The sequence below is a fragment of the Pseudoflavonifractor phocaeensis genome (assembly GCF_021531815.1).
Lineage (GTDB): Bacteria > Bacillota > Clostridia > Oscillospirales > Oscillospiraceae > Lawsonibacter > Lawsonibacter phocaeensis_A.
Genome location: NZ_JADYUM010000013.1, coordinates 41,133 through 58,435, shown reverse-complemented (window position 1 = coordinate 58,435; position 17,303 = coordinate 41,133). Strand labels below are relative to the sequence as shown.

Sequence of the window (17,303 nt, the reverse complement as noted above, 5' to 3'; positions counted from 1 at the left end):
AAATCGAACCCACTTCGTTGGGCTTCGATTTGGTGAGCTGTGACCGGAAAGCTCAGATCCTTTCATGTCACTCCGACCAACAAGAAAAGGGTCACGCCGCAAGGCGTGGCCCTTTCCTGTTATTTCAGTTCGCCGTTTGAACTCACGGCCTCATGCAGTTTGATCCGCCGCAGCGGGACAGCACCGCGCAAGCGGCGTTGTCCCGTGGGTTCAAATCCCGCCATTCGGACCGCGAAAAGTCTTGTAGTTCAATGAACTGCATGGCTTTTTGTTTTGCACTGAAAACTAACTGTTTAGATGCCTTGCAATGGTCTTTACAACCTCTTCCATCACAATTGGTTTTGACAGATGCCCGTTCATACCTGCATCTAAAGATGCCTGAACATCTTCAGCGAAAGCGTTGGCGGTCATGGCAATGATAGGAATCCTGCGGGCATCTGGGCGATCCTGTATATTGCGGATGGCTGCTGTGGCTTCATAGCCGTTCATCTCCGGCATCATAATATCCATAATAATCATGTCGAAGGCGTCCGGTGGATTCTCTGTGAATACTTTTACTACCTCATTTCCGTCGGCAGCTCTGGTCACCTGTATTCCCAGTTTCTCCAGCTGCACCATTATGATTTCCGCATTCAGATCGTTATCCTCCGCCAGCAGTATCTTCACGCCCTTCAAGTCTGTCTTAGCGGCAGAATAATCCTGCTTCGTAACCTTGCTTTCATCGGTAAGCTCCATGGGAAGCTCCACGGTAAAGGTGGAACCCACGCCCTTTTTACTCTCCACGGTCATGGTACCGCCCATCAGATCTACATATCGCTTTGTGATCGTCATGCCCAATCCGGTGCCCTTATAGTTCGTCCGCGCGCCGTTTTCTTCCTGAGAAAACTCATCGAAGATATGCTTTACGTATTCCTTGCTCATGCCCACGCCGGTGTCTGCAACCCGATAGCGCATCATGATGTGCCGATCATCCCCGCTGAGATGGTAGCTGGCTTCAAAGGTGATGCTCCCGCCGTCCTCCGTAAACTTGACCGCGTTGCCGAGAATGTTCAACAGCACTTCTCGAATGCGAAGGGAATCGGCAAGCACATAAGTGGGTTCCGGCACTTCCAAACTTGTACGGAATGTGATATTCCGATCGGCCAGAAAGCCATGTATGATGCTGAGCGCCGTATCTGTCACCGCCGAAATATCGACGGGAACAGGGGCAAATTTGATTTTGCCGCTTTCGATGCGGCTGATATCCAGCACGTCATTGATCAGGGTCAGCAGATGCTCCGTACTATTACTGATCTTCTGGAGACAGCTCATTACCTCCGGATCGGGGTCCTGTTTCAGCGCGATATTGGTATAGCCAATGATGGCGTTCATGGGTGTCCGAATATCGTGGGACATATTATTCAGGAAAGTGGTCTTTGCGCGGCTTGCGTTCTCGGCAGTACGGACTGCGTCTTCAAGCTCCTGATTGATTTTCTTGTCGCCGGTACGGTCAGACAGATCCAAAATGATTTTGTTCTCACCCTGAATGTCACTGCAGAATGCGACCACGTGAAACCAGCGTACCTCGCCGCTTGACTGGTGGATAAACTCCCGGTCCCATTCCATCTGCTCGCCGGGAAGAATGCCTGAAAGCTGTTCCGGAACGTGGGGAGTTTCGTTTGTGCGGACAAGCTGCTCCAGCACATGGACTTCTTCCCGCACCTGCGCTTCCGAAAAGCCCAGGAGTTTTTCAATGTTGGGGCTGACGTAATCCACCCGAAAATTCCGGGCGTCCAGCATCAGGAACACATCGTCCACATTGATAGACAGTTTGGAGAACAGCTCGTCGCGGGCAAGCAGTTCATGATCCTTCTGTCTCAGCTTCTGCCGGTTTTGCTGGATCACCAGCAGCAGAAGCATGACCGCCAGAGCAATGGCAATTTCCGACACCACGAGTATGGTAGTGGACTGAAGCCTGCTCATACTGGCATTGACCACATCGGCAGGCACGACGCCCAGGACCATCCAGTTCTGAAAATTCGCAGACTCATACACCAAATAATGGGGTTTTCCATTGACATCAAACAGCATTGTGCCGGAATTGCCTGCCTTGAAGTCCTCCTGCAGCGTGTTCAGCTCCACGTCAGAAAGCCTCTCAGATCCTTCCAGAAGGGCAAAGAAATTGTGGGTATTCTTCAAAGCCTCGCTGCCGTTATCCACCACGACCCGGCCATCGGGCAGGACCGCAAAGGTGCTGGCCTGCCCACCGAAGGCTGAGATTTTCAACGCCTCCACCAGGTCGGAGTTGTTATAGGTAATGGCAATGGCCTCATAGTCAAAGCCCCGATAGCTGCCCTGAGCGGTGGGAATGGCAAACACCATGATCTCCGGTTTATCCGGAACAACGGAACGGGCGACCACGGGCTGGTTTTTCAGGATCAAATCCGCAAGCTGATTCCGCAGGTCCAAGTAGCCCATCTGTCCTTCCAACGTAAGGTATTCACCGTTTCGGGAGATAAAATAGAAATCGGTGAAATTGCTTTCTGCTTGTGCCTGGTTCACATAGTCCTGAATATCTGCTTCATTTTCCGCAGTCTCCAGATAAGGCGCCCACATTCGCATACGGCTCCAGTTGAAGGAAACCAGATTGTGCAGCCGCTGATTCGCCTGATTAAAAATTTCCACAAGGTGAGCGGTACTCTCCTCGTAAATCGTCCGGGTGACAAACTCAAAATAGGCAAAGCCGGCCCAAATCATTCCGGAAGCCACCGCAAGGGTCAGCAGCAAAGCAATCACTCGCTTTTTCGTGGCTCCCCCTCCTTTCTTTCGTCCGTAGCCCGGTTGCTCATTTGCCCTGGAGAATGGTTACATACTCCGTAGGCTCCAGAAGCTGTTTTGTTTTCGCCAGGGCATCCCGGATGCAGTCATGGCTCGTGTAATGATCCACATACCGGTCCTCGCGCTTCTCTTTCAGATCCTCCGGCATGGGGCAGTTGCAGAATGTGGGGTGCTCCAAATAGGTATCCGCACCCACCAGCAGCACCGTATATACGGTGTCATCCTCCAACGGCTGGCCGTTCACCGTGATGTCACCCAGAGTGAACTTGCCCCGCTCCGTCTCAGTGACCGTGTATTCCATGCCGCTGGTGATCGGCAACTGGTTGCGGTGCCGGACGGGGTTGGAGCCGTCTTCCTTCACATTCACCAGCCAGTCCATGATCCGGCGGATCTCCGTGCCGGTGTACTCGCTGCGATAGACGTCGTTCTTGTAGGTCATGATCCACTTGATCTGCTGCATGGTGTAATCCCCGGAAAAAATAGGAGAGCTTACCACGCTGGCATAGCTGATGGCGATTTGTTCATCATTGGCCGCCCGCAGAGTATTCATCAGGGAGGAACCGGCGGCGGTGCCATGGACGCCGAAGTCATTGGAATAGGCTTTTTCCTGGGTGAACAACACCTCGTCCGCTTCCGGATTGACATAGTTCGTGATCTGGGCATTGAACGCCTCATAGGCGCCCTGGGCATCATACTCGCCCGACATCATCTTATGTGCCACATCCTGAGAGATCGCGAACATTTCGGTGGAGGCCAGCCGCACATACAGGTGGTTGCTGTCAATGCAGTCCTCCACATACTGCAGAGAAGGGGCAGGGGCGATGCTCACTTCCTTGTTATAAGACAGCACGGAAGCACCGGCGGCAACGTGCTTCTGCCCTTCCTCGCTGAAAATCGCCAAAAGGACCTCCATAATGGCTTCTTTCTTGGCCTCGTCCTCCTCCACGCGCTTGGAAACGGCCAACTGGCACATGGGGTAGGTGAGTACCCAGTTATCCCGGGATGTTTCGCCAAAATATGGAAGTATGACGCTTGAGACACCGTATTCCGCCGTGATGCTCTCTGCCATGGCCGCTGTGGCGCGAATCATGGCGGTCTGTCCAGCCAGATAGGGCTGGATCACAGGGCCAAAGTTCAGTTCCTCGTCGCCGGACTGGAAATGAACATCCTTTAGGAATTGCTCGTACTTTGCAAACACCTGAGGCCAGACAGTATCGTCCAGACTCACCTGATTGCCTGCGTTTTCACTTTCATACTCCATGCGCCATTGGGTGCCTTCCAGGGTCATCAGCTCCGGGATGGCACAGCCCTGCATGGTCTCCAGACAGGTATAATCATACGTCCAGTCGGTCTGGAAGCCCTTGATACCCACTGTCTCGAAGGCTTCGATGGCCGCCACGAACTCAGAATAATTGGTGGGCAGCGGGATGTTATACCGGTCGTACAGATCCTTGTTTGCCATGATGCAGTCCACCTCGGCGCACATGGGCAGCCAGCGGATGGCACCGTTGTTTTCCCGGTTGACCTCCAGGTAACTGCTGTAGAAAGTGCCCGCGACCTCAGATGTGCTCAGATCCATCAGATGCTCAGCTAAGGGGGCCGCATCGTTCAGAGAGAACCGGCGGCAGGTGATGACGTCCGGTATGTCCTCACCCCGGGCAAGCAGATCCTTGTAGTATTCCATGGTGTTGTAGCTCTGGATAAAGGTAAACTCAATGTCGGGGAACTTCTGTTCCAACCAGGGAGTCAGCTCCTTAAACATAGATCTGTCCCACATATACATGGAGATGGCGGTTTTATCCTGTTCAGGCTGCTGGGCGGTGTTCTGCTGACCGCCGCAGCCGGCCAGCAGTGTTGACGCCATCACAACGGCAAGCGGCAGACATATCCGTTTCTTCATTTTCATTTGTGTTCGCCCCCTCCTATGCTTGTTTTCTTATCTATGATCGGAATCTAAAAAAGCGCGAATTACACTTGCGGTCAGCTCATAATCCCTCTTTACTTCTTCAAAAAGAAGATCGGCGCCCGCTGGGATGTTCTCTGACTCAGCCCGAAGCAATTCCGCAAGCTGGGACACAGAAGAATGCAGACTGGTCAAGCTGAGACTTCCGCTTACGCCCTTGAGTGTATGCGCCGCACGAAATGCCTTGTCGCGGTCACCTCCCGCCATGGCAATACACAGATCAGAAAAACTGCCGTCATTCAGGAACTTTCCAATGAATCTCTTGACCAGGCCGGCACTTCCCAACTCCTTTTCTACCTGGGCAAAATCACCGCCCAGCTGCCGGTAGCACTCTTGAATTGTCATATCTCATCCTCTTTTTCTCCGGGGCTTGTCCCCCGATCCGGGGTCCGCTTGTTGTATTTTCGTTCTGTTGTAATTCGTGCGTGCATATAAAACTTGACGACATAATTATACATTTCTCCCTCAACTGATTACAAGAAAAAACCATCGACAGTTTTCTGCACCGTTCAAGCGCAACATCATTCACAAACGATTTTGATCCATGACTCCTGACAGCAACGGGCTCACAGAAGCGTGCGGCGTTCGATCTGCATCGAACACCGCACTTCGTATGTATGGATATTTAGAGTACAGTTGCCTTGGACGAGACATAGTCCATATATGCCTGCCGCACCAGCTTCACACCACGCTGCCGAATGGGGACTATGTCACCATTGGAAAGCAGAAACTGCTTTTCAACCTGTTTGATGTGATCCATATTCACCAAAAAACTCTGATGACAGCGCAGGAAACGCCGGTCATCAAGCTCTTCTTCTATGGTATTTAAGGTCTTGTAGACAGTGTACGCTCCGCCGGACTCGGTATGAAGAATACACTTGGAATTGCTGCTCTCAATATACAGGATCTCATGGTAAACAACCTTGGTCACCGTTGTCCTCTGCCGGATGTGATAGGTACAGGGGTCAATATTCCGAGTGATCCGGTCCATGACCATCTTTAACTTCTCATAGTTGGGCGGCTTGAGCAGATACCCGCCGGCATTCACATCGTAGCTCTCAATGGCGAAGTCGGGCGAAGCGGTCAAAAAGACGATCTCCCCCTGGTATCCCATGGCACGCAGCTTATGGGCAATCTCGTTGCCCATGGCATCCTCCATATAGATGTCCAAAAAGGCGGCGTCAAAATAGGCCCCCTCCTCCATATCGTAGAGAAAATTCATTCCGTATTCGTATGGTACTAACTCAAAGGAGATCGACCGTTCTGAGGAGTAGCGGTTGAGCAAATGCTCCATGATATCCCGATGAATCTCGTTATCATCGCAGACAGCGATACGCATTGGTACCAGATTCCTTTCTCAAAAGCCATCATATAACAGACTCATTCGTATTCCTGAAAACCGCAAAAACCACACAAAACCTTATCCTCAGAGAAGTACACAACTACCACCGCCGCTTCTTCTGCAAGTTTTAGAATAAGGCTATGCATCCTGGCTCGATGTAATATGAGGATCAAATTTCCGTGTTATCATCTTTTCTACTCATATTGTACGCCCAGTGCCCAGAAAATCAATGCGATTCCAACATGAAAATCCGTTTCCTAGGCATGAAAATATAGGCACGTTCTTAGCAGAGAGCTCAACACCTCCCGCCGGAAAGCAGAAACCCTGACAAATTCATCGGTTTTTTGTAAGTATTCGGAGGAAACGTCCAAAACTGTTTTTTTCTAGTAGAATGATGTCACAACACGGCGATCACATGGAACACTGCAGGTTACATATCGTGAAGTATCGGGCAGCAAAGCAAGGCCATCGTCCGGACATTGGAACGTATGCGTGGTGGACATCAAATACAACAAATCGGAGGTTAAAACAATGGAAATAAAAATTCAAAAGCTGCTGTATTCGATTGGATTAACTGCAAACTATACCGGATATCGGCAAATGATGATCGCACTGGAGATTGCGTCACAGGAGCCGGAGTCCCTGTGCTCGGTAACAAAGTGGCTCTATCCCGAAACGGCCCGAAGATGCGGCACAAACTGGAAAGCGGTGGAGCGGAATATCCGGACGGCGCTCCGCTGTGCCTGGAAGAACTCTCAGGGCACTCTGGAGCGGATGGCCGGCTGTTCATTCGACACCATGCCAAAACCGGCGCAATTTCTTGCAATCCTGGCCCACGGACTTTCCAATGGTTATTGATCCTCATCCGAGTGGGTAATATGTTCGGATTTATCATTTCTATTGAAAACATGCTTTGATGAAGCAAGGGCGGGAGATGTAAAAGCTCACGACCGATACTACGGCGTCTGGGAGGATCTGGGCGAGGACCTTATCACGGTGACCATATGGTGGAGGCGGTCTACACCTCCTACACCACCGTCCTTGCCAGTGCGGCCATGCGGGACGGGGTCCATCCGGTTATTTCTGCTGGAGGGGATATTTGACGGTCAGGCCGTCCTGAAGGCGCGCCTCCCTCTTCCGCGCCTTTTCCGGTCCCTCCGCTTTTCCGCCCTGAACCCCTCCCCTGTCCGCCTTGACCCCGGACCGCCCATGTGGTATGATCGTATAAACCAGCGGGCAATACGAAGCCCGTCCAACCATGTGGGGAGGCCCGGCCATGCTCAATCCCAATCTGAAAACGTTCCTCTGCGTGGCGGACTGCGGCAGCTTCAACCGCGCCGCCGAAAAGCTGTTTCTCTCCCCTCCCTCGGTGATGAAGCAGATCAACGCCCTGGAAAAGCATCTGGAGCTGAAGCTCCTGGAGCGCACCAGCCAGGGCATCCGCCTGACTGCGGCGGGTCAGGTCCTCTACCGCCGTACCAGGCTGCTGGAGGAGGAGGCCGCCAAGGCTCTGTCGGAGGCCCGCCAGGAATCGGAGCGGGCGGAGACCACCTTCTGCATCGGCAGTTCCCTTTTGAACCCCTGCAAGCCCTTCATGGACCTGTGGTACCGTGTGAACCAGAGGTTCCCGGGCTACAAGCTGCACATCGTACCCTTCGAGGACGACCATCAGGGCATCCTCTCGGAAATTTCGGCGCTGGGGAAAAAGTTTGACTTTCTGGTGGGGGTCTGCAATTCAAGGCAGTGGCTGGACCGCTGCAATTTCTATCAGCTGGGCACCTATCAGCACTGCTGCGCCGTGGCGCGGGACCACCCTCTGGCGCGCAGGGAGCGCCTGACCATGGAGGACCTCTACGGCCAGACCCTGATGATGGTAAAAAAGGGCGACTCCAATGTGGTGGACCGGATCCGGGAGGAGGTCTCCCGACATCCCCAGATCAAGATCGAAGACACCCCCCAGTTTTACGATATGGAGGTGTTCAACCGCTGCGCCCGGACGGGGAATGTGATGGTCACGCTGGAGTGCTGGCGGGACGTCCACCCCGCCCTGGTGACCCTTCCCGTGGCATGGGACCACCCGATCCCCTACGGGCTGCTGTACGCCAAGGAGCCCCCCACCGACATTCTGGAATTTCTGGAAGCCGTCGGCCAACTGGAGCCCTCCGCCGGCGCGGCAGGGCGGATTACGGCCGGAGATGAAAACTTCTTTGAAATCCGGCGCAAAGTGTGATATACTGAATCAGACGTGTGGCAAAACTGCGTAAATCCAGTTGTGCCGCACGTCTTTTTTATCTCAGAGCAGGAGAATCGATATGTGGAACTATGTGAAAAAGTACCTGTACTTTGCCGTCCCCGCCGCCCTGTTCATGGTGGGCGAGGTCTCCATGGACCTGCTCCAGCCGGGACTGATGCGGCGGATCGTGGATGAGGGCGTGCTGCAGCTGGATGCCGCCGGAGCCGGAGGGCTGGACCTGATCCTCACTCTGGGGCTGGCCATGATCGTCCTGGTGATGCTGGGCGGGCTGTGCGGCTCCCTGAACAACATGTTCGTCCATCTCACCAGCCAGAATGTGGGAAACGAGATGCGGAAGGACTGCTTCCGCCGGATCATGAACTTCTCCTTCCCCCAGATGGACCGGTTCGGCACCGGCTCGCTGGTCACCCGGGTCACCAACGACATCACCCAGGTGCAGAACTTCGTGGCCCAGTTCGTGCGGGGCATGATCCGCACCGTCATGCTGATGGGCGGCAGTATCTTCTGCATGTTCCGGCTGAACCGGCAGTTCGGCCTGATGCTGCTGTGCGCCTTTCCCCTGCTGGCCGGCTGCATGGCCCTCTGCCTGCGCAGGGCCGCTCCCCTGCTGCTCCGCCTCCAGGAGCAGCTGGACCGGATCAACAGCATTTTGCAGGAGGACATATCCGGCATCCGCGTCATCAAGGCCTGCGTGCGGGAGGGCTATGAGAAGCTGCGCTTCGGAAAGGCCAACGACGCCCTGGTGGACACCCAGCTCCATGTGCTGCTGATCTTCGCCTTCATGAATCCGGTGATGAACGCGCTGATGTACATGGTAGTTGTGCTGCTTCTGGTATCCGGCTCCATCCAGGTGGCGGCGGACGCCACCACTCCGGGCACCATCATGGCGGCCATCACCTACACTACCCAGATGCTCAACGGAATTCTGAGCCTGGTCATGCTGTTCCAGACCATTTCCAAGGGCGCCGCCTCCTGGAAGCGGGTTCGGGAGATCCTGGACACCCAGCCGGAGCTGGCCGACGGCAGCTTTGAAGGGGGCGCAGAAACGGGAGGAAGCGTGGAGTTTCGGGACGTCTCCTTCGCCTTCCCAGGCGCTGAACGGACGGTGCTGCGGCACATCGACCTCACCATCCGCCCGGGGGAGACGGTGGCCCTCATGGGCGCCACCGGCTGCGGCAAAACGGCGCTGGTAAGCCTGATCCCCCGGTTTTACGACGTGACGGAGGGGGCCGTGCTGGTGGACGGTGTGGACGTGCGGGACTGGAGGCAGCGGGCCCTGCGGGACCGGGTGGCCGTGGCGGCGCAAAAGAGCGAGCTGTTCAGCCGCTCCATCCGGGACAACATCGCCTGGGGCGACCCGGAGGCGCCGGAGGAGGCCCTGCGGGCCGCGGCGGTGACGGCCCAGGCGGACAGCTTCATCTCCGCCGCGCCGGAAGGCTACGGCACGATGGTGGCGGAGCGGGGCGCCAGCCTGTCCGGCGGGCAGAAGCAGCGGGTGTCCATTGCCAGAGCGGTGCTGAAGCCCGCCGGAATTCTGATTTTTGATGACTCCACCAGCGCCCTGGACTTGAAAACAAAGGCGGACCTGTACGGGGCGCTGAACGCGGCCCGCCCCGCGGCCACCAAGATTATCGTGGCCCAACGCATCGCCTCGGTGCGCCGGGCGGACCGCATTGTGGTCCTGCGGGATGGCGGGATCGACGCCTGCGGCACCCATGAGGAGCTGCTGCGGTCCTGCAAGACCTATCAGGACATCTACCACTCCCAGATCGGAGAGGAGGGACTGGACAATGGCTGACCAAAAGCTGGTGGAACGGAATATCCCCGGGATGAACGTCCGTGCCTCCCGTTTCGCGGAGGTGGAGCACGCCGAAAACGTTTCGGCCACCCTGCGGCGGCTGTCCGCCTACTTTGCCAAGGAAAAAGGACTGGTGGCCGGGATGCTGGCCGTGGTGGCCCTGGGCACAGTGTGCGGCGTCTACGCCCCCAGCCTCCAGAGCCGGGCCATCGATGTCATTGCCGGCGAACAGGCGGGAGCTCTGTTCCCGATTCTGCTGATCATGCTGGCGGCCTACCTACTGTACAGCGCCAGCCAGCTGGTCCAGGGGCGCATCAGCGCCCACCTGAGCCAGCGCATCGTCAAAAGGCTGCGGGCAGAGCTGTTCAGCAAGATCGCGGAGCTGCCGGTTGGCTATCTGGACAGCCACTCCCACGGCGACCTCATGAGCCGCATGACCAACGACATCGAGAATATCTCCACCACGGTGTCCCAGTCGCTGCCCTCCCTGTTCTCCGGGGTGCTGATGGTGTGCGGCACCGTGGCCATGATGCTCTGGTACTGCTGGCAGCTGGCCCTGCTGAGCTGCGCTACCGTGCTGCTGACGGTGGCAGCCACCAGGTTCCTGTCCGGAAAGGTGCGGAAGTTCTCCCGCCGCCGCCAGCGGCTCCTGGGAGAGCTGAACGGCACGGTGGAGGAAATGGTTTCCGGCTACCGGACGGTGGTGGCCTACAACCACCAGGAGCTGACCACGGAGGAGTTCTGCGCCACCTCCGACGACCTGACCAAGGCGGGCATCCGGACGGATATTTTCAGCGGCGTCATGGGCCCGGTGATGAACTGCATCGGCAACATCGGCTTCGTCATCATCGCGGTGTTCGGCGGCTGGTTCGCCGTCCGGGGCACCATCTCCGTGGGGGTGATCTCCGCCTTTATCGTATACGCCAAGCAGTTCAGCCGCCCCATCAATGAGATCGCCCAAATCTACGGTCAGGTGCAAACCGCCATCGCCGGCGCCGAGCGGGTATTCTCCCTTCTGGATGAGGCGGAGGAGGACAAGAGCGGAGCGCCTCTGGCGGCGGCGGGCGCGGCGGTGTCCTTCCGGCACGTCACCTTCTCCTACCGCCCGGGTCATCCCGTGCTGCGTGACTTTACCCTGACGGTTCCCACCGGGAAGAAGGTTGCGCTGGTGGGCGCCACCGGCAGCGGCAAGACCACCGTGGTCAACCTGCTGATGCGGTTCTACGACCCGGACAGCGGCGAGATCCTGGTGGGCGGACAGAATATTCATGACGTCGCCCGGGACAGCCTGCGCAAAGAGATCGCCATCGTTTTGCAGGACACCGTCCTCTTTTCCGATACCATCCGAAACAACCTGACCTACGGAAACCCGGACGCCAGCCAGTCCCAGCTGGACGACGCAGTGGAGATGAGCCGCTGCGGAGAGCTGCTCCGTCTGCTGCCCCAGGGCTGGGACACGGTCCTGACCGGCGGCGGCTCCAGCATCAGCCAGGGGCAGCGCCAGCTGCTGGCCATCGCCCGTGCCTTCCTGGCGGACCCCAGCATCCTGATCCTGGACGAGGCCACCTCCAACGTGGATACCCGGACGGAGCAGGCCATCCAGGACGCCATGCGGCAGGTGATGCAAAACCGTACCAGCATTATCATCGCCCACCGCCTTTCCACCATCCGGGACGCCGACCTCATCGTAGTCATGGACCAGGGACAGATCGTGGAACAGGGGTCCCACGGGGAGCTGCTGGCAAAGAAGGGCAAATACTATGAACTATATATGACCCAGTACGCCGGCTTTGCCACCTGAGAAATGGCACGGTCTATTTTGGACCTTTCCGCGCGACGGTAAAACGCCCGCCTCTGCCCTGCTTGTCCCCGGTAGAGGAGGGCGTTTTGACGAAGCATAGGGCCTCGCTTCCAGCCGGAACCGTCGGAATGAACGGATTTTTGTGCAATTCAATTTTGCGGGTGCCAAATCATTTTGCATGTAATTTGGCATAGCATCCGAAAAAAGCCGCTTTTTCCCCCACAGATCAAACATCCATTGTTGGCACAAAAAATGCTTTTCATAATATTTGGAAGCAGCTTCAGTTTGGCCTCGGCCTTCCTGGAGCTCCAGCTTTCCATAACATAAAATGATCTGTCGAGGAGGCAATTCAAATGGAAAAGACGGTTGAACTGGGCGGGAATCTCAGCCTGGAAAATTTTATGGCGGTGGTCCGGGGCCACGCCAAGGTGACCTTTTCGGAAGCGTATGTGAACCGGGTATCCGCCTGCCGCCAGCTGGTGGAAAAGTGGGTGGCGGAAAAGCGGGTGATGTACGGGACCACCACCGGCTTCGGCTCTCTGGTCTCCCAGGTGATCCCCCCGGAGGACGCGGAGGCCCTGCAAAAGAACATCATCCTGACCCACTCTACCTCGGTGGGCGATCCTCTGGACGAGGAGAGCGTCCGGGGCATCATGCTGATGGTGCTCCAGTCCTTGGGCCAGGGCGTCAGCGGCGTGCGCATCGGCCTGCTGGAGCTGTACCGGGAGATGCTCAACCGGGACGTCACCCCCCGGGTCCCCGGCCACGGTTCCGTGGGCTACCTGTGCACCGAGGCCCACATCGCCATGGTGGCCATCGGCGGCGGCAAGGCCTGGTACCAGGGTGAGCTGCTGGACGGCGGCGAGGCCCTGGCCCGCGCCGGCCTGACCCCCTGGGTCCCCAGCTATAAGGAGGGCCTGTCCCTGACCAACGGCACCCTCTCCCCCACCGCCCTGTCCGCCATCGCCATCTACGACCTGATCAACTGCGCCAAGGCGGCCGACGTGGTGGCCGCCGTCTCTCTGGAGGCCCTGCGCGGCCTGCCCAAGGCCTATGAACAGCGGATCATGTCCATGCGCCATCAGAGCGAGCAGACTGCCACCGCCGACAACCTGCTGCGGCTCCTCTCCGGCTCCCAGGTGGTGGAGAAGAACAAGGACAGCCACGTCCAGGACGCCCTGTCCCTGCGCTGCATCCCCCAGGCCCACGGCGCCGTCAAACAGGTGCTGGACAACGCCCTGCGCACCATCGAGGGCGAACTGAACGGCTGCTGTGACAACCCCATCTTCTTCCGGGAGGGGGACGACGGCGTTGTGCTGTCCAACGGCAACCCGGACGCCGGCTTCCAGGGGCTCCAGATGGACGCCTGCTGCATCGCGGCCACCTATCTGGCCAAGATGTCCGAGCGCCGGAACACCCGCTTTGTGGACTCCAACCTGTCCGGCTTCCCCAGCTATCTGGTCAAGAAGCCCGGCCTCAACTCTGGCCTGATGATCCCCCAGTACTCCCAGGCCGGTATCCTCAACGAGATGCGGATCCTCTCCACTCCTTCCACCATCGACAGCGTGCCCACCAGCGGCAACCAGGAGGACTATGTGTCCATGGGCTATAACGCCTGCCGGAAGGCCCAGAAGGCCGCCCACCTGCTGGAGTATGTGCTGGCCATCGAGCTGATGTCCGGCTATCAGGCCCAGCAGTTCATGGACCAGGACCTGACCCGCGGCCAGGGCACCGCCAAGGTGCTGGAGCTTGTGGGGACCCAGGTCCCGGTGATGGAGGAGGACATGTACCTCTACCCCCACTACGAGACCGTCCGTGACCTGATCCACAGCGGACAGCTGGTGGAGGCGGCGGAGCAGGCCGTAGGCGGCTTGAAGATGCAGTAACATATTCATTCCCCCGCTTCGCCCGGTACGCCGGGCGGGGCGGGGCTTTTTTCTTACCCGGAGCAAAACCCGGGTTTTTGTCCTTTATCCGGGAAAAGTGCCTAATTATTTTCATTTTTTCCGTTCTTCTGTGTAAAATAAGAAACAATTCGTTGACTGCCATTCTCCTATCTGATAGAATGGCACTTACCCGCCTTTCCCGGCGATTTGGAATGGAATAGAGAAAATGGAGGACAATTATGGAACACCACAGAGGACAATGGGGCAGCAACCTGGGCTTTTTGCTGGCCACGGTGGGAGCGGCCGTGGGCCTTGGCAACATCTGGGCCTTCCCCTATAAAATGGGCGCTACCGGAGGATTTCCCTTCCTGGTGGTCTACCTGATCCTGGCCGCGCTCATCGGCTTTCCCATCATGATCTCCGAGCTGGCCATCGGCCGGAAGGTGGGCCGCAGCGTACTGGTCAGCTACCAAAGGCTGGGGGGCCGGACCGGCGCCTTTGTGGGCTGGCTGGCCATGCTCTCCCCCCTGCTGATCCTCAGCTTTTACACCGTGCTGGGCGCCTACTGCATCCAGTACGTGGCGCTGAACTTCTCAGAGCTCATCGGACTGGCCCAGATCTCCCACATCAGCGGCGCCCAGTCCTTTACCGATATGCTCACCAACCAGCCCATGGCGGTGCTGTTCACTCTGCTGTTCATCGGCATCTGCTTCCTCATCATCCGGGGCGGCATCAAGGACGGCATTGAGAAGTTCAACAAGGTGGGGATGCCCGCCCTGTTTCTCATGCTGGTGGTGGTCATCCTCCGGGCGGTGACGCTGCCCGGGGCCGTGGAGGGTCTGAAATTCATGTTCGCCCCCAATCTGGCCCCCTTCACCTCCCTGGAAGGGTTTTTGAAGGTGCTGTCGGTGGCCGGAGGGCAGATGTTCTTCTCCCTGTCCCTGGCCATGGGCATCACCGTGACCTACGGCTCCTACCTGAGCAAGAAGGAGGACCTGGTCAAAAACTCCCTGCTCATCATCGTCTCCGATACCCTGGTGGCCCTGATGGCGGGCATGGCCGTTCTGCCCGCCGCCTTCGCCCTGGGGGGCGAGGGCGCCGAGATGGCCGGCCCCAAGCTGCTGTTCATTACCCTCCAAGACGTGTTCAACGCCATGGGGCCCGCCGGCCCCCTGTTCGGCATTCTGTTCTACTTGCTGGTCTCCCTGGCCGCCATCACCTCCGCCATCGCCCTCATCGAGGTGCTGGTCACCTTCCTGGTGGACCACACGGTTCTGAAGGGCAAGACCCCCAACCGCAGCCGGATCGTGGCCGCGGTCTGCTTCGTCATTCTGGTCATGTCCGCCCTGGTGGCCGCCGACGGTCTGGGCGCCAATGGCCTGTGGGTCCCCTTCCACCAGACCGGGCTGAACCTGTCCGCCTCCTGGCTGGATTTCATGGACTTCATCTCCGAAGGGATCGCCATGCCCCTGGGCGCGCTCATTATGTCCCTGCTGGTGGGCTGGAAGATCGGCCCCGCCGCCATCCAGGAGGAGGTCCGTCTGGGGGACAGCCACTTCTCCGGCGGCCTGTACCGCTTCTACCGGATCTGCATCCGCTTCGTAGCCCCCATCGGCATGGCCTTCATCCTGTACGGCCAGCTGTCCGCCTTCCTCTCCCCCGCGGGCTAAGATTGAGCTTTTAAACTGAAAGAGGTGTTTCCCAGGTTCTGGGAAACACCTCTTTTTTATCCTTCAAGATTTGGTTTTGCGGTACTCCTCCGCCCGGGTCAGCAGCTCCCCGGCGCTCTGGCGCAGGGCTCCGCTCACAGAGCCGCCGCCCATGAGCCGGGCCAGCTCCTCCTCCCGGCCATGGCGGTCCAGCCGCTCCACCCGGGTGTAGGTCCGGCCGCCCCGCTCGCCCTTCTCCACCGAGAAGTGGGCGTCGGCCATGGCGGCGATCTGGGGCAGATGGGTGACGCACAGCACCTGCTTGTGCCGGGCCACATCGGCCATTTTTTGTGCCACCTTCTGGGCCGCCCGGCCGGACACGCCGGTATCCACCTCGTCGAAGACCAAGCTGCCGATGCCGTCGTCCTCCGCCAGCACGTTTTTCAGCGCCAGCATGATCCGGGCCAGCTCGCCGCCGGACGCCACCTTCTGGATGGGCTTCAGCGCCTCACCCACGTTGGCGGACATGAGGAACTGGACCTGGTCCATCCCCGTGGGGTCCATGCCGTCCTCTCCGGCGCTGGGCAGAAATTCCGTCTCGAACCGGACCTTGGGCATGTCCAACTGCCGCAGTTCCTCCTGGACCCGCTGCTGCAGGGCGGCGGCGGCCTCCGTCCGGGCGGCGGTCAGGGCCTCGCCCTTCTGCCGCGCGGTCTTCCTGGCCTTGGCCAGCTCCCCCTCCAGCCGGGCGATGGTGTCATCGGCGTCCTGGATCTGGTCCAGCTCCTGCCGGCACCGCTCCAGATAGTCCAGCATGTCATCCACTGTGGCCCCGTACTTCTTTTTCAGCCGGTAGATCACGTCCAGCCGGCCCTCCAGCTGGTCCAGCTCCTCGGGCGAGAAATCCAGCTCCCGGCTCAGATCCTCCAGGCACTCCGCCGCCTCCTCGGCGGCAGCGCCCAGAGCGGCCAGCTTCTCCCCCAGCTCCGCCGTCTGAGGGCTGTACCGGGCGATGCTCCGCACCGCTCCCTCCGCGTCGGCGATCAGGTCGCAGGCCCCCTGGCTGTCCTCGCTGCCCGACAGGGCGAACCGCGCCGCCTGGATGCCGTCCATCAGCTTCCCGGCGCTGCGCAGCAGGGCCTTCCGGCTGTCCAGCTCCTGGTCCTCCCCCGGCTTCAAATCGGCGCGCTCCAGTTCCTTGATCTGGTAGTTCAACGTATCCACCCGGCGGGACCGCTCCGCCTCGTCCATCTCCAGGGAGGCGATCCGCTTTTTCAGCGCGGCCATGGCGTCGTAGGCTTTCCGGTAATCCGCCAGCAGCGAAGCCGTCTTGCCGAAGCTGTCCAGGTACGTCAGGTGGCAGGCCGGGTCCAGCAGCTGCTGGCCGTCGTGCTGGCCGTGGATGTCCAGCAGCCGCCGGCCCAGCTCCCGTAGTTGGGCCACCGTCAGGGGCCGTCCGTCCAGGCGGCAGGCGTTGCGCCCGTCTCCCTGGATCTCCCGCTGGAGCAGCAGCTCCTCCCCCTGGGCAAAGCCGTTCTCCGCCAGCCACGTCAGCGGGGGCAGATCGGTGAACACCGCTGTCACCAGGGCGGACTTGGCCCCGGTGCGGATCAGCTCCCGGCTGGTGCGCTGGCCTAGAACGGCGCTGATGGCGTCGATGACGATGGATTTGCCCGCGCCCGTCTCGCCTGTCAGGACATTGAAGCCCGGTTCAAAGGCGATGTCCGCCGACTCAATAATGGCGATATTTTCAATATGGAGCAGTGAGAGCATACCCTCTCCTCCTTGTCTGC

Annotated in this window: 11 protein-coding genes; 6 read left to right on the top strand and 5 right to left on the bottom strand. The window is 58.5% G+C overall.

What is annotated here, in order from left to right; all coding sequences use genetic code 11:
- Positions 1-285 precede the first annotated feature (285 nt).
- From I6E42_RS09185 to I6E42_RS09170, 4 genes are all read right to left on the bottom strand, one after another.
- The gene (locus tag I6E42_RS09185; RefSeq protein WP_235371623.1) at positions 286-2,766 is read right to left on the bottom strand and encodes an ATP-binding protein; all 2,481 of its coding nucleotides are present in this window, start codon (positions 2,764-2,766) and stop codon (positions 286-288) included.
- A gap of 58 nt (positions 2,767-2,824) precedes the next feature.
- Positions 2,825-4,723, bottom strand: coding sequence for a 5'-nucleotidase C-terminal domain-containing protein (locus tag I6E42_RS09180; RefSeq protein ID WP_235371622.1), 1,899 nt, complete (start codon positions 4,721-4,723; stop codon positions 2,825-2,827).
- A gap of 30 nt (positions 4,724-4,753) precedes the next feature.
- Positions 4,754-5,125, bottom strand: a complete 372-nt coding sequence (locus I6E42_RS09175; RefSeq protein ID WP_235371621.1) for an Hpt domain-containing protein — start codon at positions 5,123-5,125, stop codon at positions 4,754-4,756.
- Positions 5,126-5,405: 280 nt separating this feature from the next.
- Positions 5,406-6,119, bottom strand: coding sequence for a LytR/AlgR family response regulator transcription factor (locus I6E42_RS09170; RefSeq protein ID WP_235371620.1), 714 nt, complete (start codon positions 6,117-6,119; stop codon positions 5,406-5,408).
- Positions 6,120-6,617: 498 nt separating this feature from the next.
- Here I6E42_RS09170 and I6E42_RS09165 point away from each other — a divergent pair, with 498 nt between their 5' ends.
- The 6 genes from I6E42_RS09165 (at position 6,618) to I6E42_RS09140 (ending at position 15,531) form a co-directional block, all read left to right on the top strand.
- Positions 6,618-6,980: a sporulation initiation factor Spo0A C-terminal domain-containing protein gene (locus tag I6E42_RS09165; RefSeq protein WP_235371619.1), complete on the top strand. Its 363-nt coding sequence runs from the start codon at positions 6,618-6,620 to the stop codon at positions 6,978-6,980.
- 418 nt (positions 6,981-7,398) lie between these two features.
- Positions 7,399-8,352, top strand: coding sequence for a LysR family transcriptional regulator (locus I6E42_RS09160; RefSeq protein ID WP_235371618.1), 954 nt, complete (start codon positions 7,399-7,401; stop codon positions 8,350-8,352).
- 82 nt (positions 8,353-8,434) lie between these two features.
- Positions 8,435-10,174, top strand: coding sequence for an ABC transporter ATP-binding protein (locus I6E42_RS09155; protein WP_235371617.1), 1,740 nt, complete (start codon positions 8,435-8,437; stop codon positions 10,172-10,174).
- The gene (locus I6E42_RS09150) at positions 10,167-11,975 is read left to right on the top strand and encodes an ABC transporter ATP-binding protein (RefSeq protein WP_235371616.1); all 1,809 of its coding nucleotides are present in this window, start codon (positions 10,167-10,169) and stop codon (positions 11,973-11,975) included. The genes I6E42_RS09155 and I6E42_RS09150 overlap by 8 nt, the downstream gene beginning before the upstream one ends.
- Before the next feature lie 353 nt (positions 11,976-12,328).
- Positions 12,329-13,861 carry an HAL/PAL/TAL family ammonia-lyase gene (locus I6E42_RS09145; RefSeq protein ID WP_235371615.1) on the top strand — a complete coding sequence of 511 codons (1,533 nt, stop codon included), beginning with the start codon at positions 12,329-12,331 and terminating at the stop codon, positions 13,859-13,861.
- 239 nt (positions 13,862-14,100) lie between these two features.
- The gene (locus I6E42_RS09140; RefSeq protein WP_235371614.1) at positions 14,101-15,531 is read left to right on the top strand and encodes a sodium-dependent transporter; all 1,431 of its coding nucleotides are present in this window, start codon (positions 14,101-14,103) and stop codon (positions 15,529-15,531) included.
- Positions 15,532-15,594: 63 nt separating this feature from the next.
- On the opposite strand, the gene recN is transcribed toward I6E42_RS09140, so the two are convergent.
- Complete coding sequence (recN, locus tag I6E42_RS09135; protein ID WP_235371613.1) at positions 15,595-17,283, bottom strand: DNA repair protein RecN; 1,689 nt, start codon at positions 17,281-17,283, stop codon at positions 15,595-15,597.
- Between the last annotated feature and the right edge of the window lie 20 nt (positions 17,284-17,303).